This is a genomic window from Arthrobacter monumenti (assembly GCF_054511255.1).
Map to the genome: position 1 here is coordinate 92420 of NZ_JBTNCY010000005.1, position 15889 is coordinate 108308.

The 15889-nt window shown below is 62.7% G+C and carries 22 protein-coding genes; 4 read left to right on the forward strand and 18 right to left on the reverse strand.

Translation table 11 applies throughout. The annotated features are described in order from the left end of the window. Positions 1-116 precede the first annotated feature (116 nt). A complete protein-coding gene (locus ACX80B_RS08735) occupies positions 117-1133 on the reverse strand; it encodes a P1 family peptidase (protein ID WP_459295158.1) in 1017 nt (338 codons plus the stop codon). 92 nt (positions 1134-1225) lie between these two features. On the opposite strand from ACX80B_RS08735, the gene ACX80B_RS08740 reads away from it, so the two are divergent. Further along, on the forward strand, positions 1226-1663 hold the full coding sequence (locus ACX80B_RS08740; protein ID WP_459295160.1) for a VOC family protein: 438 nt from the start codon (positions 1226-1228) through the stop codon (positions 1661-1663). On the opposite strand, the gene ACX80B_RS08745 is transcribed toward ACX80B_RS08740, so the two are convergent. Both ACX80B_RS08745 and ACX80B_RS08750 read right to left on the reverse strand, forming a co-directional pair. After that, positions 1660-2937 (reverse strand): RNA polymerase sigma factor, encoded by a 1278-nt coding sequence (locus ACX80B_RS08745; protein WP_459295162.1) that lies wholly within the window; start codon positions 2935-2937, stop codon positions 1660-1662. The genes ACX80B_RS08740 and ACX80B_RS08745 overlap by 4 nt on opposite strands. Next, positions 2934-3326 carry a YciI family protein gene (locus tag ACX80B_RS08750; RefSeq protein WP_459295164.1) on the reverse strand — a complete coding sequence of 131 codons (393 nt, stop codon included), beginning with the start codon at positions 3324-3326 and terminating at the stop codon, positions 2934-2936. Before ACX80B_RS08750 ends, ACX80B_RS08745 begins: the two co-directional genes overlap by 4 nt. Positions 3327-3503: 177 nt before the next feature. Between ACX80B_RS08750 and ACX80B_RS08755 the strand changes: the two genes are divergently transcribed. From ACX80B_RS08755 to ACX80B_RS08765, 3 genes are read left to right on the forward strand one after another with little or no spacing between them, the layout of a single operon-like run. Continuing rightward, positions 3504-4604, forward strand: a complete 1101-nt coding sequence (locus ACX80B_RS08755) for a hypothetical protein (protein WP_459295166.1) — start codon at positions 3504-3506, stop codon at positions 4602-4604. A 30-nt stretch (positions 4605-4634) separates the two neighbouring features. Then, positions 4635-5924 carry a sensor histidine kinase gene (locus ACX80B_RS08760; protein WP_459295168.1) on the forward strand — a complete coding sequence of 430 codons (1290 nt, stop codon included), beginning with the start codon at positions 4635-4637 and terminating at the stop codon, positions 5922-5924. Then, on the forward strand, positions 5921-6586 hold the full coding sequence (locus tag ACX80B_RS08765; RefSeq protein ID WP_459295170.1) for a response regulator transcription factor: 666 nt from the start codon (positions 5921-5923) through the stop codon (positions 6584-6586). The genes ACX80B_RS08760 and ACX80B_RS08765 overlap by 4 nt, the downstream gene beginning before the upstream one ends. A 33-nt stretch (positions 6587-6619) precedes the next feature. Here the strand turns inward: ACX80B_RS08765 and ACX80B_RS08770 are convergent, their stop codons facing one another. The 15 genes from ACX80B_RS08770 to rplN all read right to left on the reverse strand — a co-directional run bounded on the left by ACX80B_RS08770 (position 6620) and on the right by rplN (position 15862). Next, the gene (locus ACX80B_RS08770) at positions 6620-7177 is read right to left on the reverse strand and encodes a hypothetical protein (RefSeq protein WP_459295172.1); all 558 of its coding nucleotides are present in this window, start codon (positions 7175-7177) and stop codon (positions 6620-6622) included. A 14-nt stretch (positions 7178-7191) separates the two neighbouring features. Then, on the reverse strand, positions 7192-7785 hold the full coding sequence (locus ACX80B_RS08775; RefSeq protein WP_459295174.1) for an RNA polymerase sigma factor: 594 nt from the start codon (positions 7783-7785) through the stop codon (positions 7192-7194). Then, positions 7785-8396 carry a hypothetical protein gene (locus ACX80B_RS08780; protein ID WP_459295176.1) on the reverse strand — a complete coding sequence of 204 codons (612 nt, stop codon included), beginning with the start codon at positions 8394-8396 and terminating at the stop codon, positions 7785-7787. Before ACX80B_RS08780 ends, ACX80B_RS08775 begins: the two co-directional genes overlap by 1 nt. Positions 8397-8756: 360 nt before the next feature. Beyond that, positions 8757-9581, reverse strand: coding sequence for a type I methionyl aminopeptidase (gene map, locus ACX80B_RS08785; RefSeq protein WP_459295178.1), 825 nt, complete (start codon positions 9579-9581; stop codon positions 8757-8759). A gap of 69 nt (positions 9582-9650) precedes the next feature. Next, positions 9651-10223, reverse strand: coding sequence for an adenylate kinase (locus tag ACX80B_RS08790; protein ID WP_459295180.1), 573 nt, complete (start codon positions 10221-10223; stop codon positions 9651-9653). Continuing rightward, positions 10220-11533, reverse strand: coding sequence for a preprotein translocase subunit SecY (gene secY / locus ACX80B_RS08795; protein ID WP_459295182.1), 1314 nt, complete (start codon positions 11531-11533; stop codon positions 10220-10222). Before secY ends, ACX80B_RS08790 begins: the two co-directional genes overlap by 4 nt. A gap of 177 nt (positions 11534-11710) precedes the next feature. Beyond that, the gene (rplO, locus tag ACX80B_RS08800; protein ID WP_459295184.1) at positions 11711-12172 is read right to left on the reverse strand and encodes a 50S ribosomal protein L15; all 462 of its coding nucleotides are present in this window, start codon (positions 12170-12172) and stop codon (positions 11711-11713) included. A gap of 2 nt (positions 12173-12174) precedes the next feature. Next, complete coding sequence (gene rpmD / locus ACX80B_RS08805; RefSeq protein WP_026534031.1) at positions 12175-12369, reverse strand: 50S ribosomal protein L30; 195 nt, start codon at positions 12367-12369, stop codon at positions 12175-12177. After that, positions 12369-13127 (reverse strand): 30S ribosomal protein S5, encoded by a 759-nt coding sequence (gene rpsE, locus ACX80B_RS08810; RefSeq protein ID WP_459295571.1) that lies wholly within the window; start codon positions 13125-13127, stop codon positions 12369-12371. Before rpsE ends, rpmD begins: the two co-directional genes overlap by 1 nt. Before the next feature lie 29 nt (positions 13128-13156). Next, positions 13157-13528, reverse strand: coding sequence for a 50S ribosomal protein L18 (rplR, locus tag ACX80B_RS08815; protein WP_459295187.1), 372 nt, complete (start codon positions 13526-13528; stop codon positions 13157-13159). A 2-nt stretch (positions 13529-13530) separates the two neighbouring features. Further along, positions 13531-14067, reverse strand: a complete 537-nt coding sequence (rplF, locus tag ACX80B_RS08820) for a 50S ribosomal protein L6 (protein ID WP_459295189.1) — start codon at positions 14065-14067, stop codon at positions 13531-13533. 18 nt (positions 14068-14085) lie between these two features. Continuing rightward, complete coding sequence (gene rpsH / locus ACX80B_RS08825) at positions 14086-14484, reverse strand: 30S ribosomal protein S8 (protein ID WP_459295191.1); 399 nt, start codon at positions 14482-14484, stop codon at positions 14086-14088. A 71-nt stretch (positions 14485-14555) separates the two neighbouring features. Further along, positions 14556-15131 (reverse strand): 50S ribosomal protein L5, encoded by a 576-nt coding sequence (gene rplE, locus ACX80B_RS08830; protein WP_459295192.1) that lies wholly within the window; start codon positions 15129-15131, stop codon positions 14556-14558. Continuing rightward, on the reverse strand, positions 15131-15490 hold the full coding sequence (rplX, locus tag ACX80B_RS08835) for a 50S ribosomal protein L24 (protein ID WP_459295194.1): 360 nt from the start codon (positions 15488-15490) through the stop codon (positions 15131-15133). The genes rplE and rplX overlap by 1 nt, the downstream gene beginning before the upstream one ends. 3 nt (positions 15491-15493) lie before the next feature. Further along, the gene (gene rplN, locus ACX80B_RS08840) at positions 15494-15862 is read right to left on the reverse strand and encodes a 50S ribosomal protein L14 (protein ID WP_026534038.1); all 369 of its coding nucleotides are present in this window, start codon (positions 15860-15862) and stop codon (positions 15494-15496) included. Positions 15863-15889 lie beyond the last annotated feature (27 nt).

The following is a 15889-nucleotide window of genomic DNA, read 5'->3' on the forward strand; positions in this document are numbered from 1 at the left end:
GGGCGCAAGAGCATAGACAACCAACAGACAACTCTACGTTAAGCACCGGGATAAGTGAAATCGGTGTACACTAGCGGACCTTCCTATCCACTATCACCTTCGCCGAACCCGGCTCATCACGGGCGCGAAGAACGTTGGTCCGGCCAAGGCGGAAAGTCGACAACCCCGTTGTCGACGGCTTCGGCATGTTCGATGGCGTCCCGCACCGCGAGTTCGACGGCGTCGGCGGCCGCTGCCTGCAGTTGCATGACTGACTGTACGACGGCGGCACCCTCGCCCGACAGCGCCCGCTCCCCCGTCGCGAGGGTGAAGATGGTGTCGCCATCGGCAAGCGTATGGACGGGGTTGAGCGACCTGGCCAAACCAGCATGTGCTGCAGTGGCGGTGCGCTTGCATTGGGCTGGGCCAAGGACGGCGTTGGCGGCTACGACGACGAGGGTTGTGTTGAGCGACCCGACGGTGCCGATGCCATCCACACCGTCGTTCCGGCCTTGGTCGACGTTCTCCACCGGTTCACCCGCGTTCCCGGACGCTTGCGTTTCCCCGCCGCCAATCGGTGAACCGACGGCGTTGACGACCGCAATGGCTCCGATGACGATCCCGGCGTTATCGCCCTCAAGGCGGATCGATGCCGTTCCGGTTCCGCCCTTGTATTTTCCCTGCGCCAGTACCGCCCCGGTGCCGCCGCCCACATTGCCGCGGCCGACGTCGTGCCCGTCCTTTTCGGCAGCAGCCGCAACCGCAGCCTCATAGCCCATACCGGCGTCGGGTCTGTTTCCGAACTCCCCGCCGCGGCCCAGGTCGAAGATGGCGGCGGCAGGAACTATCGGAACGACTCCCCCGGTGACCGGAAACCCCCTTCCCTGTTCTTCGCACCAACGTTGCACACCATTCGCGGTTGCGAGCCCGTAAGCACTGCCGCCGGTGAGCACCACGGCGTCGACGGTAGGGACCAGCGTGGTGGGATCGAGCGCGTCGGTTTCATGCGTTCCGGGACCTCCCCCGCGCACGTCGACGGAACCGACCGTTCCCGGCGGCGGCAGTACGACGGTTACACCGGTCAGCCAACCTGGATCGGTCCGTTGGGCATGGCCGACGCGGATGCCGGGGACGTCAGTGATTGAGGAGACCATGCTCCGATTGTCTCCCACCCGGCTGCCGTCAGCATCCATCAATGTCAGTGGGATCCAGTATCGTCATTCGCACATCTCAAATCGGAGGATCAATGGCTGCGAAATGGACCTTAACGGTCGACTGTTCCGACCCTGGCAAGCTGGCTGCGTTTTGGAGAGAGGCGTTGGGATACGTCGATGCCCCGCCGCCGGAGGGATTTGAGAGCTGGAGGGACTGGTTCATTAAATGCGAAGTACCCGAGTTCGAATGGAATGACGGGGCGGCGCTGGCCGATCCGGCCGGCGTGGAACCCGGCATCTCCTTCCTCAAAGTGCCTGAACGCAAGGCGGCGAAAAACCGGCTTCACTTGGACATCCAGGTCGGCGGGGGCCGGAGTGAGCCGTCTGAAGTCCGATGGTCCCGGGTGACTGCTGCAGTCGTGCGGCTGACTGCTGCCGGTGCCACCACCATCCAGGAGCATGCTATCGGTGGGATACCTGACCACGTGGTTATGGCCGATCCTGAAGGAAACGAATTCTGCGTGGTTTAAGCGTCCGATGGCAGAGCCGGACCGCCTGGCAGCGGACGCAACCTGCCAGCCTTCCGGTTGAGGTACCGCTGTTCAGGGATACTGCTTGTCAGCCGGGCGGCCAAGTCGAAGGCGTCCTTGGCGGCCACGGTGTCCCCTGCCAGTTCCAGCAGGTGTGCGCGGGCGGCGTGGACACGGTGGTTCCGTTGCTGGTCAGACCGTTCGAGGAGTGGCGCAAGGGCATCAAGTCCAGCCGCCGGCCCATGTGCCATGCCGACGGCGATGGCCAAGTTAAGCGTCACAGTGGGCGAGGGCGCGCAATGGTCAAGCATGCGGTAGAGGATGGTGATCTGCATCCAGTCGGTGGCCGCGGAGGTGGCTGCTTCACCATGGACCGCTGCGATGGCGGCCTGGAGTTGGAACGGGCCAACGTCGCCGGCGGGAAGGGCTTCCTCGATGAGGGCGGTGCCGCGGGCGATCATGTCGCGATCCCACCTTGTCCGGTCCTGCTCGGCGAGTGGGACCAGATCGCCGTCGGCGCCAATGCGGGCAGACGTACGTGCGTGTGTGAGCAGCATGAGTGCAAGGAGCCCGCTGGTCTCGGTGTCATCCGGCACCGAGCGGTGCAAGCGCTCCGCGAGGCGGATTGCCTCACGGGCGAGACCGGTGTCTACGAGGATCGTGCCGCTGGATGTCGTATATCCCTCGTTGAAAGCGAGATACAGGACATGGCGCACCACACGCAGCCGGCCGGGCAGACCGTCCCATGTCGGCGGCTGAAAGCGGGCTCCTGCTGTGCGCAAGGTCGCCTTGGCCCGGCTGATGCGTTGCGCCATGGTCGCCTCGGGGACGAGGAATCCCGCGGCGATCTGTGCGATGGACAGGCCGGCGACGGCGCGCAGAGTAAGGGCGAGTTGGGAAGCTTCGCTGAGCGCTGGGTGCGCGCACAGCAGCAGCATCTGCAGCGTGTCGTCTCCGCCATGGCGCAGAGCCGCGCTGTCGGCTGATTCGACGTTCCGGGTGTCGGCCGGCGCTTGGACAGCGGCGTCGATCTCGCGTTGGGTGCGGGCGGCGTGGCTGCGCTGGAGATCGATGAGCTTTCGTGAGGCCACGCGGATGAGCCACGCACGCGGATTGTCCGGTGTTCCTTGGGAGGGCCACTGAGCTGCCGCGGCCAGCAATGCTTCCTGGACCGCGTCTTCACACGTTTCGAAGTCTCCGCTGCGGCGCAGCAGCGCTGCGAGGATGTATGGAGTTTCGAAACGCCACACATCCTCGCAGCAATCAGGATTCACTGATCGTCGCCGCCGGGCCACATGGCGGGGCGCAGCTCAATCGTCTCGCTTGGACCGGCGAAGGCCGCCGCGATATCCTCGGCACGCCCGCGGGTGGCAACATCGATCATGAAGAAACCGGCGAACTGCTCCTTGGATTCTGCGTACGGCCCATCCGTCGCGATGGATTTGCCCGACTCCCACCGGTACAGCGTGGACGTCGCGGGGTCGCCCAGCGCCTCGCCGCCGAGCAACTCGCCGTTGGCCTGGAGCTGTGTGAGCAGTGCTTCGAACTCGGTATTCATCTGCTCGCGCTGTTCCTTGGGGAGAGCCTGATGCTCGGCGACGTAGTCACCCGTCGGATGCCCCCACGGCTGCGGGTTGGAGTGGATGAGGATGACGAATTTCATGGGTTTGGCCTTCCTGGAGTGATTTGGCCGTGCGGCCATGACACTTGGTACGTCGATGCCACGGACGTCGTCTCTACATCGCTGAGCCTAGTATGTCGAAAAAACCCACTCTTTTGGGGGAGATGGTAGACCCGGCAGGGGGATAAACCGGCGGTACCGGAAAAGCAGACTGAAACCATGACTATCAATTCACACTCTGTTCCGGACATCACTTCGGTTCGAAAGAGGAGTTTCATGTCCGCCCTTCCGCTGGTTACGGCCGCGGCCGCCCTGCTTTACGGCTCAATTGCGGCCGTCGGGCTGCTGACCGGCAATGAACTTCCACTGGGAAATGCCGACGCGCCGCCGGGGTACAACCCCTTAAATGGGCCGCTCGGCGATGTTCTCCATTACGCCCTTCCGTCGCTGGCCATGATAGGCGCGCTGATTGCTGCCGGTGTGCACCGGGTACGCCGACCGGGCAAGGCCTTCGTTTATGGTTCAGTTGGTTTCGCCGCTGTCTACTCCGCCCTGATCCTGCTATTGGTGGCGGACAGCCGGATCCTGACTGTTCTTGGTTACGCACCATTCCTGGCGGTAAAAGCCGTCACCGATCCCGGCTCCCTTCAGGGCATGAACCTGGATTGGACCGTCATGCTGCATCAACTGGTGACCCTGGCCGGCGTCGGCTTGTGGATCCTGACCGCCACCGCCGCGGCGCGGAAGGCGTCGGCCGCCTGTCTCAGCTGCGGCAGGAGGAACGACGACGGCGGCTGGTTCACTGCCGAGGCTGCCCGGAAGTGGGCCGCGCCGGTAACGATCGCGGCCGCAGTCATCCCGGCTCTCTACGCCTTCATCCGCCTGGCCTGGTTCGCTGGAATCCCGCTCGGCATCAGTACAGAGTTCCTGGCCACCATGCAGACCAACGGTATGGTCTATGCCGGACTCGGGCTGGCCGCGATGGCCCTGTTGGGAAGCGTCCTGACGCTGGGACTTCTCCTTCGATGGGGTTCGGTGTTTCCGCGCTGGTTGCCAATGCTCGGCGGCCACCCGGTTCCTGTCCTGCTGGCGGTGATCCCTGCCGGCTTCGTTTCCGTCATCGTCGTGCCGGCGGGAGCAGAAATGATCCGGCTGGCCTTCAGCTCGGAACTGGGAAGCATTCCTTTCGACTGGACCAATTGGGGCACGGTCGGTCCTACTGCGCTGTGGATTCTCTGGGGGCCACTGCTGGGTGCGGCAACCATTGCCTACTACCTCAAGCGCCGTCGAACCTGCAGCCGCTGTGGCCTCAACGGCTGACCGGGTGCGGGGATGAGTAAGAATAGGCCTATGGCAGACGGCAGCGGCGCCCCGGTCAAGTGGGCAGTCAAGGTCTTCAGGCATGGCGTGTTCATGATGATCGGCGCCCTGCTGGCCGTGCCCTATGTCGCCTTCTTTATCTGGGGAACCCAAGTCGCCGGTGCCGCTGGAGTGCACCCTATGGCCGCCGTCGTCGTCTTCTTCCTGCTGTTCCTCCTGCTCGCGGTTCCGGCGTCCTTGTCGGTGACCCGGGCGCTGGAACGGACGGCGGTCCGGGAACTGCTGGGAGTGGAGCTGCCCGACCCCCTTCCGCGGGGCGGGCACAGGCATCCAAGGCGCGTGCGTTTATGGAACCCCCGAGGGTGGCGGGTACAGGCGTGGCGGGGCGGACTCTGGTACCTGGTGCACCTGTCGGCGGGAGGGCTGACGCTGGTGGCCGTCGCCGTCGCCATTCCGGTTATCGTGACTCTAACCGTCCTGACTCTGACCGGTCAGACGGAATCGACGGAGCAGATCACCAACGTCCTCTCCCCCTTCGTGGACAGTACGACGGCGATCCTGTGGTCGTTGGGACTGAGCGCTGGAATCGTTGTGTTCACCGTGCTGACCGGCATCGCCCTGCCGCACTGGGCGCAGGTGATGCTCGGCCCTTCCGGGGCCGAACTGCGTGCCCTTGAGGAACACCGGGCACGGATCGCGGCGAAACGGAATGAGCTGGCACGCGAACTTCACGATTCCGTGGGACACGCCCTGACGGTCACCACCTTGCAGGCGACCGCGGCCCAGTCGCTCCTGCGCAATGATCCGGATTCCGCTGAACGGGCGATGCAGGCGGTGGCCGATACCGGACGTGCAGCTTTGGCGGAATTGGATCATGTGATCGGCATGCTGCGTAATCCCGATGGGAATGATTACCCCGGACGGGAGGGTGCCCCGGATCTGCGATTGCTGCAGCCATGTCTGGATCGGCTCTCGGAGCAGGGACTCGTCATCGACCGCCACTTTGACCCCAATTTGATTGGCCGCCTTCCTGGTGCCGTTTCCGCGGCTGCGTTCAAGGTGGTGCAGGAGGGCCTGACCAATGTGCTCCGGTATGCCCAGCCGCAGGAAGCCATCCTGCAGATCGACGACGTCCATGGCCGGCTTCATCTTGTGCTGACCAACCCTGTCGCCGTCCCGCGTCAGGTGCTGGGCGGCGGCCGTGGACTGGACGGTCTCACCGAGCACGCACGGTTGGTGGGCGGCACGGCACAATCGGCGCTGCACGATGGCAACTGGATCTTGCGAGCCGAATTTCCGCTCGAGGAGGAGCGCCCGTGAGTGAACCCATCAGAATCCTTGTGGTCGACGACGAACCACTGATCCGCTCCGGCCTCGCCGCGGTCCTCTCACAGGTGGCGGACTTTTCGATTGTCGGCGAAGCCGCCGACGGCACGGAGGTCTGGCCGCAGGTGCGGCGGTTGGAGCCGGACGTGGTCATGATGGATGTCCGGATGCCCGGACTGGACGGCATTGCGGCGACGACTCAGCTGCTGGACAACGCCGGGCGCCTGCCACACGTACCGCGGATTCTGATCCTGACGACGTTCGAAAGCGACGATTACGTCTACCAGGCCCTCAAAGCCGGCGCCGATGGGTTCCTGCTCAAGCGCGCCCGGCCGGAAGAACTGATCCAGGCCGTCAGGACGGTCGCCCACGGCGAATCGATCATGTTCCCAGCGATGCTGCGGAACCTCGTGGTCGAGCACGGTGGCCGCCGCACTGACCTCGTAGCCGATGCCGGGCTGAGCAACCGTGAGACCGAAGTCCTTCGTCAGTTGGCTCAGGGGTATAACAACCAGGAGATCGCCCGGTCGATGTATCTTGGCGTCGAGACCGTGAAGACACACATCGGCTCAATTCTGGCCAAGCTCCGGGTGCGTGACCGGACACAGGCCGTCATCGCCGCCTATGAATCCGGCTTCGTCCAGCCCCGCTCCTGACTAATGGCTCCCGGCCGGGGCAAAAGCATGGATTTATTGCCGCTCCAGGAGCTCCGCGACGTCGATCGTGTTGGGCCGCATGTCGACGGTGGGGCAGAATTCTTTGCTGCTGACCGGTTCATCGCCCGGGGCGCGGAAGACGGCGTAGCGCCAGTCGTCGCGGATACAGGTCACCATCGGAGGCGCCGGATCGACCGGCGGCAGCAGCTCGCCCGGGTTGGCAGGATCGTCGAAACCCGCTTCCCATATGGTTGCGCAGAGTTCCTTTGGCTCGATGGAGTCGATGGCTTCGGAGTCGTCGAAAACCGGATTTCCTTCGTCATCGCGGCCCGTCATTTCGCCTTGGTGCAGGGTGTATACCTCGGCCTGCGGGGCGTCGGGACTGGAACCGGCGTAGCAAAAGGTCGAGAAGTTGGCCTGCTCCTCGGTGACGTTGAGCAGCGCGAACCCGGCGGTGGCAGACACGACGGCCAAGGGCGCGGCCACGAACACGCCGAGTTGCTTGCGGCGCTTCCGCCGTCGTTTGTCTTCGCCGATGCGGGCCCGCAACCGGTTCCGCACTCGGTCCTTGGCGGAAGAAATTTCATCCATGTCCATCACCCCCTTCAGCTGGTCGTCATGTCGGTAAAAGTGGACTGGAGTTTCGCCCTCAGGCGGAAGATGCGGCTCTTGGCCGCGGACCGGGTGATACCCAGGTCCTTGGCAATCCGGGCATGCGAAGCACCCTCGATGAAGTGGATGACGAAGATATGGTGGTCCTCGGCAGGCATGGTCCGGACTGTTTCCAGCACGCGTTGCACGGCGTCCCGGGAGGCCACCGCTTCCTCCACATGGCTGTGCGAAAGGTAACGCTCGACGTCATGCTCATGGATGTCGAGCGTTGGCTGATTGCCCATTTTCCGATTGTGGTTGTAAATCAGGAACTTAGCCGTGGTGAATAACCACGGCCAAGCAGTTCCATCCGCAATCGTGACCTTGCTGGCTTTGGACCACAGGGTGAAGAACGCTTCCTGCGCCATGTCCTCAGCCACCGACATATCGCCGGACATGCGGCGACAGACCTTGAGCAGGTTGCTTGCGTAGCGTTCATACAGAACGTCGAAGGCGTCGTCGTCACGTTTCGCGCACCGATGGAGCAACTCCTCATCGGTCCTCGGGTCGGCCCCGGCACCATCCGTCCGGCGGCCGTCCTCCTGCATCAGCCAGCGATGAACCGGGCGGACGATGCGCGGTCATTGAGGTACCCGACGTAGCCCGAGCTCCGGTAATGCCCGTAGAAGGATCCGCTGAGATCCGAGTCGTCATAGAGTCCGATTCGGCATCCCGATCCTGCTACGAACGACGAAACGGTGTCGTTCCAGCCGGGGTAACCGCTCAGGTCCGCAATGTGGTTTCCGCTGTTGCAACCCCCGCTGCGCGAGATGATCAGGTATCCGCCTTCGTACCCGGCATCGCGGTAGAATCGGCCGACAACCTGCTGGTCCGCAGCCGCACTTCTCATCTGTAATTGTGGTGTGGGCCCGGACCCGGGGCTGGCGGATTTGAGCTGCGGCTCCTGCATGGTCTCCCGTGTGGGTTGCTGCATGGCCGTGTTCATCTCCGCTTCCGAGGTGAAGCATTGCATGGTGCCGGAATCGCCATTGAGCCAGCAGTACTCCTGACCAGCACTTGGCTGGCCTCCCGGAGTTGGCTGACTTGTCGCTGGCTGGGCCCCGGACGCCGGCACTGCGCCGGCGGTCAGCACCGCAGAAAGCATCAGGGCGGAGGCGAATGTACTTCCCAGCTTCCATGTTCTGAAATTACGCACCATTCCTCCACCATAACCAACTCCTTATCCAACAGAAGAAAAAAGACGGGGCAACGCGGCGGCCTGCAAGGCGGAAGCCGACCGGCCAGTATCCAGTCAGCAACGCCTTGCAGGCCCACCCCATCCGGGTCGGGGGACCGCCCGGCGGCCAGCCGAACCTGCGGCTCGCAACAAACCTTGGTTCAGCAGCGTTGACGATGGCCGCCCCACGCAATGCTGTGTGGAAGCGGAAGCCGTTCGCTCCCCCGCTTTCACCATTGCCGCGGTGGCCATCTACTTGGTTAATGTCGCGGGGTGCGGATAGGTTGCGCCGGTTTTCAAAGTTTTTTTCAACTTTTTTGATTCAGGCGGAAATGGCCGTTCTCAGCCTGTGATGGGGGCCGGCGTAATACCCAAGGGAGCCAGTTCGGCCGCGCCGCCGTCGGGGGCAGTCAGTACCCAGATGCCGCCACTGTGAACGGCTACGGAATGTTCCCAGTGTGCAGCGCGGGCGCCGTCGGCCGTGACGACGGTCCAGTCGTCGTCGAGCACTTCAGTCTCGAGGCGTCCGCGGACGAGCATGGGTTCGATCGCCAGGCACATACCGGCTTTGACCTTGGGGCCGAGGTTACGGCTGCGGAAGTTGACCACGTCCGGAGCCTGGTGCATCTCGGAGCCGATGCCGTGGCCGACGTATTCCTCGAGAATGCCGTACTTGTTGCCGGCGGTGCTGTTCACGTAGTCGTCGATGGCGCAGCCAATTTCGCCGACGCGGCTGGCCTTCGCCAACGCCGCAATGCCGTGCCACAGCGAGGCGCGGGTGACATCGGACAGCGCCTGGTCCTCCGGGTCCGCCTCCCCCACGATGACAGTGCGGGCGGAGTCGCCATGCCAGCCATTGACGATGGCGCCGCCGTCGATCGAGACCATATCGCCGTCCTTGAGGACATAGCCGCCCGGGATGCCGTGCACGACCTGCTCGTTTACGGAGGTGCAGATCGTTGCAGGGAACCCGTAGTAGCCGAGGAAGTTCGAGGTAGCTCCCGCCTTCTTGAGGACGGCGGCTGCCGCATCGTTCAGATCCGCGGTGGTGGCACCTGCGACGGCGGCCGCGACGGCAGCATCGAGCGCATCGCTGGTGACCTTGCCGGCGTCGACCATATGCCGCATCTGCGCTGTCGACTTGTACTCGATGGAGCGACCAAACATGTTCAAAACCTTCCAAAATACGAATGGCCCTCCTGCTACGGGTGCAGGAGGGCCATTCGGTTAGTAAATTTACTGCACGTCTTTGAGGGCGGTCATCACGCGGTCGGTGACTTCGTCGATCCCGCCGATGCCATCCACCTTCGCGACGATCCCGCGGTCGGCGTACTTGGACACCACCGCTTCGGTTTTCTCGTGGTAGAGATCCAGCCGGTGCCGGACTACCTCTTCGGTGTCATCCGTACGGCCATCCTGCGCCGCGCGGCCGAGCAGGCGCTTGACGAGTTCCTCGTCGTCGGCCGTCAGCTGCAGGACGGCGTCGAGCTCCTGGTTGTTGCTGGCCAGGATGTCATCCAGCTCATCGACCTGGGACGTGGTCCGCGGGTAACCATCGAGCAGGAAGCCGTCCTCGACGTCGTTCTCCTTGAGACGGTCGCGGACCATCTGGTTGGTGACGCTGTCCGGGACATAGTCGCCGGCGTCCATATAGCTCTTGGCCTCTTTACCCAGCGGGGTCATTTCCTTCACGTTGGCACGGAAGATGTCGCCGGTGGAGATCGCCACGACGCCGAGACGGTCCGAAATGCGTGCCGCCTGGGTGCCCTTGCCGGATCCCGGAGGACCAATGATCAGCATTCTCGTCATCGCAATAACCCTTCGTAGTGGCGTTGTTGTAGCTGAGCGTCGATCTGCTTGACGGTCTCAAGGCCAACACCCACGATAATCAGGATCGCTGCACCTCCGAAGGGGAAGTTGGCGTTGGCACCGATCAGCACCAGCGCGATCAGCGGAACGAGGGCAATCAGACCGAGGTAGAGAGCGCCGGCGGCCGTGATGCGGCTGATGACGTACTGCAGGTACTCCGCCGTCGGACGCCCGGCACGGATACCGGGGATGAATCCGCCGTACTTCTTCATGTTCTCCGAGACCTCGTCCGGGTTGAACGTGATCGAAACGTAGAAGTAGGTGAAGAAGATATTGAGCAGGAAGTAGAGCAGCATGTACAGCGGCGACTCCCCGCTGACCAGGTTGTTCTGGATCCACTGTGCCCATTCCGGCGGCGGGGTTGTGCCGTCCGTGGGGGTGTTGAACTGCACGAGCAGGCCCGGCAGGTAGAGCATGGAGGACGCGAAGATCACGGGGATCACGCCGGCCATGTTGACCTTGATCGGGATGTACGTGCTGGTGCCGCCCATGGTGCGCCGGCCGACCATACGCTTCGCGTACTGGACCGGAATACGGCGCTGGGACTGCTCCACGAAGACCACCAGGGCCACAATGACGAGCCCGATAGCGAGCACGCTGAGGAATACCGTCCAGCCCTGGGTGTTCAGGATCGCGCCCAGCGAGGTGGGGAAGCCTGCTGCGATGGAGATGAAGATCAGCAGCGACATGCCGTTGCCGACGCCCTTTTCGGTGATCAACTCACCCATCCACATGATCAGGCCGGTACCGGCTGTCATCGTGAGAATGATCAGAATGATCGTGATCAGGGTGTCGTTCGGGATGATCGGAACGGGACACTGGCCCAACAAGCTGCCAGAGCGGGCCAATGACACCAGCGTCGTTGCCTGCAGCAAGCCGAGGGCAATGGTGAGGTAGCGCGTGTACTGCGTCAGCTTCGCCTGCCCCTGCTGCCCTTCCTTGTGCAGTTCCTCGAACCGGGGAATGACCACCCGGAGAAGCTGAGTAATGATGCTGGCCGTAATGTACGGCATGATTCCGAGGGCGAAAATCGACACCTGGAGCAAGGCTCCGCCGCTGAAAAGGTTCACCAGGTCATAAACGCCGCCCTGGGTGTTGCCCAAGGCGAGACACTGCTGCACGTTTCCGTAATCGACGCCAGGGGACGGAATGAACGTCCCGAGACGGTAGATGATGATAATTCCCAGCGTGAACAACAACTTGCGTCGTAGATCAGGCGTGCGGAAGGCCCGGCCAAATGCGCTAAGCAATTGTCCTCCTGAAGGTCCTGAGTCGATGATGGGCACCGACGATTCTCAACAACCGAGTCTAGCTGGTCACTATGCCAGGTTTGGACCGTCGACGTGCCCCGAGTCTTAACTGAATGAAACTCTTGGTGGGCCGGAAGCCTCCGACCCACCAAGAGTTCAATCATTTCCTGCGAAAAATCACAGTGCAGTGGCGCTTCCGCCTGCTGCTGCGATCTTTTCTGCGGCACTCGCCGAGAAGGCATCTGCCTTGACATCAACCTTGACGGTGATGTCGCCACTGCCGAGGACCTTCACGGGCTGGTTCTTGCGAACCGCACCCTTGGCCACCAGGGATTCCACGGTGACTTCGCCGCCGTCGGGGTACAGCTCGGAGAGCTTGTCCAGGTTCACGACCTGGAACTCCACCCGGAACGGGTTCTTGAAGCCACGGAGCTTCGGCAGGCGCATGTGCAGTGGCAGCTGGCCACCGGCAAATCCTGCCGACACCTGGTACCGGGCCTTTGTTCCCTTGGTACCGCGGCCTGCGGTCTTACCCTTGGATGCCTCGCCTCGACCTACGCGGGTCTTGGCAGTCTTGGCACCAGGGGCGGGACGCAGGTGGTGAACCTTGAGCGCGTGCTCTTTTTTCTCTTCCGCCATGATTACTTCGCCTCCTCAACCTTCACGAGGTGAGAAACAGTGTTGATCATCCCGCGGGTGGAGTCTGTTGCATCCCGGACCACGGTGTGGCCGATCCGCTTCAAACCCAGTGACCGCAGGGTGTCTCGCTGGTTCTGCTTGCCGCCAATGGCGGATTTCGTCTGAGTGATCTTCAACTGCGTCGTGGTCTCAGCCATTACGCACCTGCCTTCTGCATGTTGCGCAGCAGTGCCGGCGGAACAACTTCATCCAGCGGCAGACCACGGCGGGCCGCTACTGCTGCCGGCTCTTCGAGCCTGCGCAGAGCGTCAACGGTGGCGTGCACGATGTTGATGGCGTTGGCCGACCCGAGCGATTTGGACAGCACGTCGTGGACTCCGGCGCAGTCGAGCACGGCGCGGACCGGACCACCGGCGATAACACCGGTACCGGGGGAAGCCGGACGCAGCAGGACAACGCCTGCAGCCGCCTCGCCCTGGACCTGGTGCGGAATGGTGCCCTGGACCCGCGGAACCTTGAAGAAGGACTTCTTGGCTTCCTCAACGCCCTTGGAGATGGCCGAGGGAACTTCCTTGGCCTTTCCGTAGCCGATGCCGACCATGCCGTTGCCGTCGCCGACAACCACGAGTGCGGTGAAGCTGAAGCGCCGGCCGCCCTTGACGACCTTCGCTACGCGGTTGATAGCAACCACGCGCTCAACGAACTTTTCCTTCTCAGCGTCACGGCCGCCGTCGCGTCCGCCACGTCCACCGCCACGACCACTGTCGCGGCCACCGCGTTCTCCGCGGCCACCGCCACGCTCGCCACGTCCACCGCCGCGCTCGCCCCGGCGACCGGCGTTGCGGTCCTCGGTGCTGCCGGCTGCAGTCTCGGTGCTCTTGTCTGCGTCAGAGGCGGTCCCGGTTGCTTCAGCAGCGCTACCTTCGGCCGCAGTCTGTTCAGGCTCCTGCTTCAAATCAGCTTCCTTTGCATTATTAGCTTCAGTCACAGCGACAACCCACCTTCGCGAGCGCCGTCTGCGATCGCTGCGACGCGGCCGTGGTACTTGTTACCACCGCGGTCGAAGACAACCGACTCGATGCCGGCAGCCTTGGCGCGCTCTGCGACGAGCTCGCCAACGCGCTTTGATTTAGCCGTCTTGTCGCCGTCGAACGCGCGCAGGTCCGCTTCCATGGTCGAAGCCGACGCCACGGTCTTGCCCTGGCTGTCGTCGACGATCTGAACGAACACGTGGCGCGCCGAGCGGTTGACCACCAGACGCGGACGGACCGCGGAACCGGTGATGCGCTTGCGAACGCGGAGGTGACGGCGTCCGCGCGAAGCGGACTTGCTCTTACCCTTGATTGCGAGAGCCATAATTACTTACCAGCCTTTCCGACCTTGCGGCGGAGCTGCTCGCCTGCATAGCGGATACCCTTGCCCTTATAGGGATCGGGACGACGCAGCTTGCGGATGTTGGCAGCAACCTCACCTACACGCTGCTTGGAGATACCCGAGACCGTGACCTTGGTAGGGCTTTCCACAGTCAGGGTGATGCCGTCCGGCGCCGCTACGGGCACTGGATGACTGTAGCCGAGGGCGAACTCGAGGTCCGCGCCCTTGGCCACCACGCGGTAACCGGTACCGACGATTTCCAGGTCCTTCTTGTAGCCTTCGGTCACACCGGTGATCAGGTTGGAGATCAGGGTGCGGCTCAGACCGTGCAATGACCGTGATTCGCGCTCGTCGTTGGGACGGGTGACGGTGATGACACCGTCGTCGAGCGTGGCGGCAATCGGACTGGGAACGGTAAGGCTCAATTCGCCCTTGGGGCCCTTGACGGAAACATCGGCTCCATCAATGTTGACCTCAACGCCGGAAGGTACCGAGATAGGATGACGTCCAATACGTGACATGTCTTCTCTTCCTTCCTTCTACCAGACGTAGGCGAGGACTTCCCCACCCACGCCTTTCTTTGCGGCTTGGCGGTCGGTCAGCAGGCCTGACGACGTCGACAAGATAGCGATACCCAAGCCACCCAGCACATGTGGCAGGTTGGTCGACTTGGCGTAAACGCGCAGGCCGGGCTTGGAGATACGACGGACGCCGGCGATGGAACGCTCGCGGTTCGGACCGAATTTCAGCTCAATCATCAGTTTCTTGCTGACGCCCTCGTCTTCAGCCGTCCAGGAGGCGATGTACCCCTCGGCCTTCAGGATGTCGGCGATGTGTGCCTTGAGCTTGCTGTATGGCATGCCCACGGATTCGTGGTATGCCGAGTTTGCATTGCGCAGACGCGTAAGCATGTCTGCGACAGGGTCTGTCATTGTCATTGGGCTTCAGCCCCTCCTCGTAACGGTTTCCGTGGCCGCATTTGGTGCGGTCCGGACCTGCAACGTAGTAATTAGTCGGTCTTGAACGGGAAGCCGAGCGCCTTGAGCAGCGCGCGTCCCTCGTCGTCGGTCTTGGCTGTGGTCACTACCGTGATGTCCATACCGCGGACGCGGTCGATCTTGTCCTGATCGATCTCATGGAACATCGACTGCTCGGTCAAACCGAACGTGTAGTTGCCATTGCCATCGAACTGGCGGGGGCTGAGCCCACGGAAGTCACGGATACGCGGCAGCGCCAGGGAGACCAGGCGGTCCACGAATTCCCACATCCGGTTGTTGCGCAGCGTGGTGTGCGCACCAATCGGCATACCTTCACGCAGCTTGAACTGAGCGATGGATTTGCGTGCCTTGGTCACCTGCGGCTTCTGCCCGGTGATCAGGGTCAGATCCTTGACGGCGCCGTCGATGAGCTTGGAGTCCTTGGCGGCATCTCCAACACCCATGTTCACAACAACCTTGACCAGTCCGGGGACCTGGTTCACGTTGGTGTAGTTGAATTCGTTCTGCAGCGAGGACTTGATCTCCTCGTTGTAACGGGTCTTCAGGCGCGGAGCGATCTTGGCTGAGGTTTCTACTGTTTCAGTCATTAGATGTCCTTCCCGGAGCCCTTGGCGATGCGGACGCGAACGTTGCGCTCACGGCCGTCGCGCTCGACAGTCTCCGTGCGGTAGCCGACGCGGGTCGGCTTTTTGGTCTCAGGGTCGACGACGGCGACGTTGCTGATGTGGATCGGGGCCTCAATGGTCTCGATCCCACCCGTCTTCGCGCCGCTCTGCGACTGGCCCGCCCGGGTGTGCTTGGTCACCCGGTTGATGCCCTCAACCAACACGCGGTCGGATTCGGGGAAGACCTGCAGAACTTTGCCCTGCTTGCCGCGGTCTCCGCCGCGGTCCTGCTTGGCGCCAGTGATGACCTGAACGAGGTCACCCTTCTTAATCTTTGCCATGGGCTACAGCACCTCCGGAGCCAGCGAGATGATCTTCATGAACTTCTTGTCACGAAGTTCGCGGCCGACGGGGCCGAAGATACGGGTACCGCGGGGGTCGCCGTCGGTCTTCAAGATCACCGCTGCGTTCTCGTCGAACTTAATGTAGGAACCATCTGAACGACGGCGTTCCTTCTTCGTGCGGACGATGACGGCTTTAACGACGTCGCCCTTCTTGACGTTGCCGCCGGGAATTGCATCCTTGACGGTGGCAACAATGGTGTCGCCAATGCCTGCGTAGCGACGGCCAGAGCCACCGAGAACACGAATGGTGAGAATTTCCTTCGCACCCGTGTTGTCGGCGATCTTCAGTCGCGACTCCTGCTGAATCACTTATTTCTCCTGTCGTCGCGCCGGTTC

Excerpts from the sequence above, each read along its gene's own strand:
- ACX80B_RS08735 (WP_459295158.1), bottom strand. The coding sequence starts at position 1,133 with ATGGTCTCCTCAATCACTGACGTCCCCGGCATCCGCGTCGGCCATGCC.
- ACX80B_RS08740 (WP_459295160.1), top strand. The coding sequence starts at position 1,226 with ATGGCTGCGAAATGGACCTTAACGGTCGACTGTTCCGACCCTGGCAAG.
- ACX80B_RS08750 (WP_459295164.1), bottom strand. The coding sequence starts at position 3,326 with ATGAAATTCGTCATCCTCATCCACTCCAACCCGCAGCCGTGGGGGCAT.
- ACX80B_RS08755 (WP_459295166.1), top strand. The coding sequence starts at position 3,504 with ATGACTATCAATTCACACTCTGTTCCGGACATCACTTCGGTTCGAAAG.
- ACX80B_RS08760 (WP_459295168.1), top strand. The coding sequence starts at position 4,635 with ATGGCAGACGGCAGCGGCGCCCCGGTCAAGTGGGCAGTCAAGGTCTTC.
- ACX80B_RS08770 (WP_459295172.1), bottom strand. The coding sequence starts at position 7,177 with ATGGATGAAATTTCTTCCGCCAAGGACCGAGTGCGGAACCGGTTGCGG.
- ACX80B_RS08775 (WP_459295174.1), bottom strand. The coding sequence starts at position 7,785 with ATGCAGGAGGACGGCCGCCGGACGGATGGTGCCGGGGCCGACCCGAGG.
- ACX80B_RS08780 (WP_459295176.1), bottom strand. The coding sequence starts at position 8,396 with ATGGTGCGTAATTTCAGAACATGGAAGCTGGGAAGTACATTCGCCTCC.
- map (WP_459295178.1), bottom strand. The coding sequence starts at position 9,581 with ATGTTTGGTCGCTCCATCGAGTACAAGTCGACAGCGCAGATGCGGCAT.
- ACX80B_RS08790 (WP_459295180.1), bottom strand. The coding sequence starts at position 10,223 with ATGACGAGAATGCTGATCATTGGTCCTCCGGGATCCGGCAAGGGCACC.
- rplO (WP_459295184.1), bottom strand. The coding sequence starts at position 12,172 with ATGGCGGAAGAGAAAAAAGAGCACGCGCTCAAGGTTCACCACCTGCGT.
- rpmD (WP_026534031.1), bottom strand. The coding sequence starts at position 12,369 with ATGGCTGAGACCACGACGCAGTTGAAGATCACTCAGACGAAATCCGCC.
- rplR (WP_459295187.1), bottom strand. The coding sequence starts at position 13,528 with ATGGCTCTCGCAATCAAGGGTAAGAGCAAGTCCGCTTCGCGCGGACGC.
- rplF (WP_459295189.1), bottom strand. The coding sequence starts at position 14,067 with ATGTCACGTATTGGACGTCATCCTATCTCGGTACCTTCCGGCGTTGAG.
- rpsH (WP_459295191.1), bottom strand. The coding sequence starts at position 14,484 with ATGACAATGACAGACCCTGTCGCAGACATGCTTACGCGTCTGCGCAAT.
- rplE (WP_459295192.1), bottom strand. The coding sequence starts at position 15,131 with ATGACTGAAACAGTAGAAACCTCAGCCAAGATCGCTCCGCGCCTGAAG.
- rplX (WP_459295194.1), bottom strand. The coding sequence starts at position 15,490 with ATGGCAAAGATTAAGAAGGGTGACCTCGTTCAGGTCATCACTGGCGCC.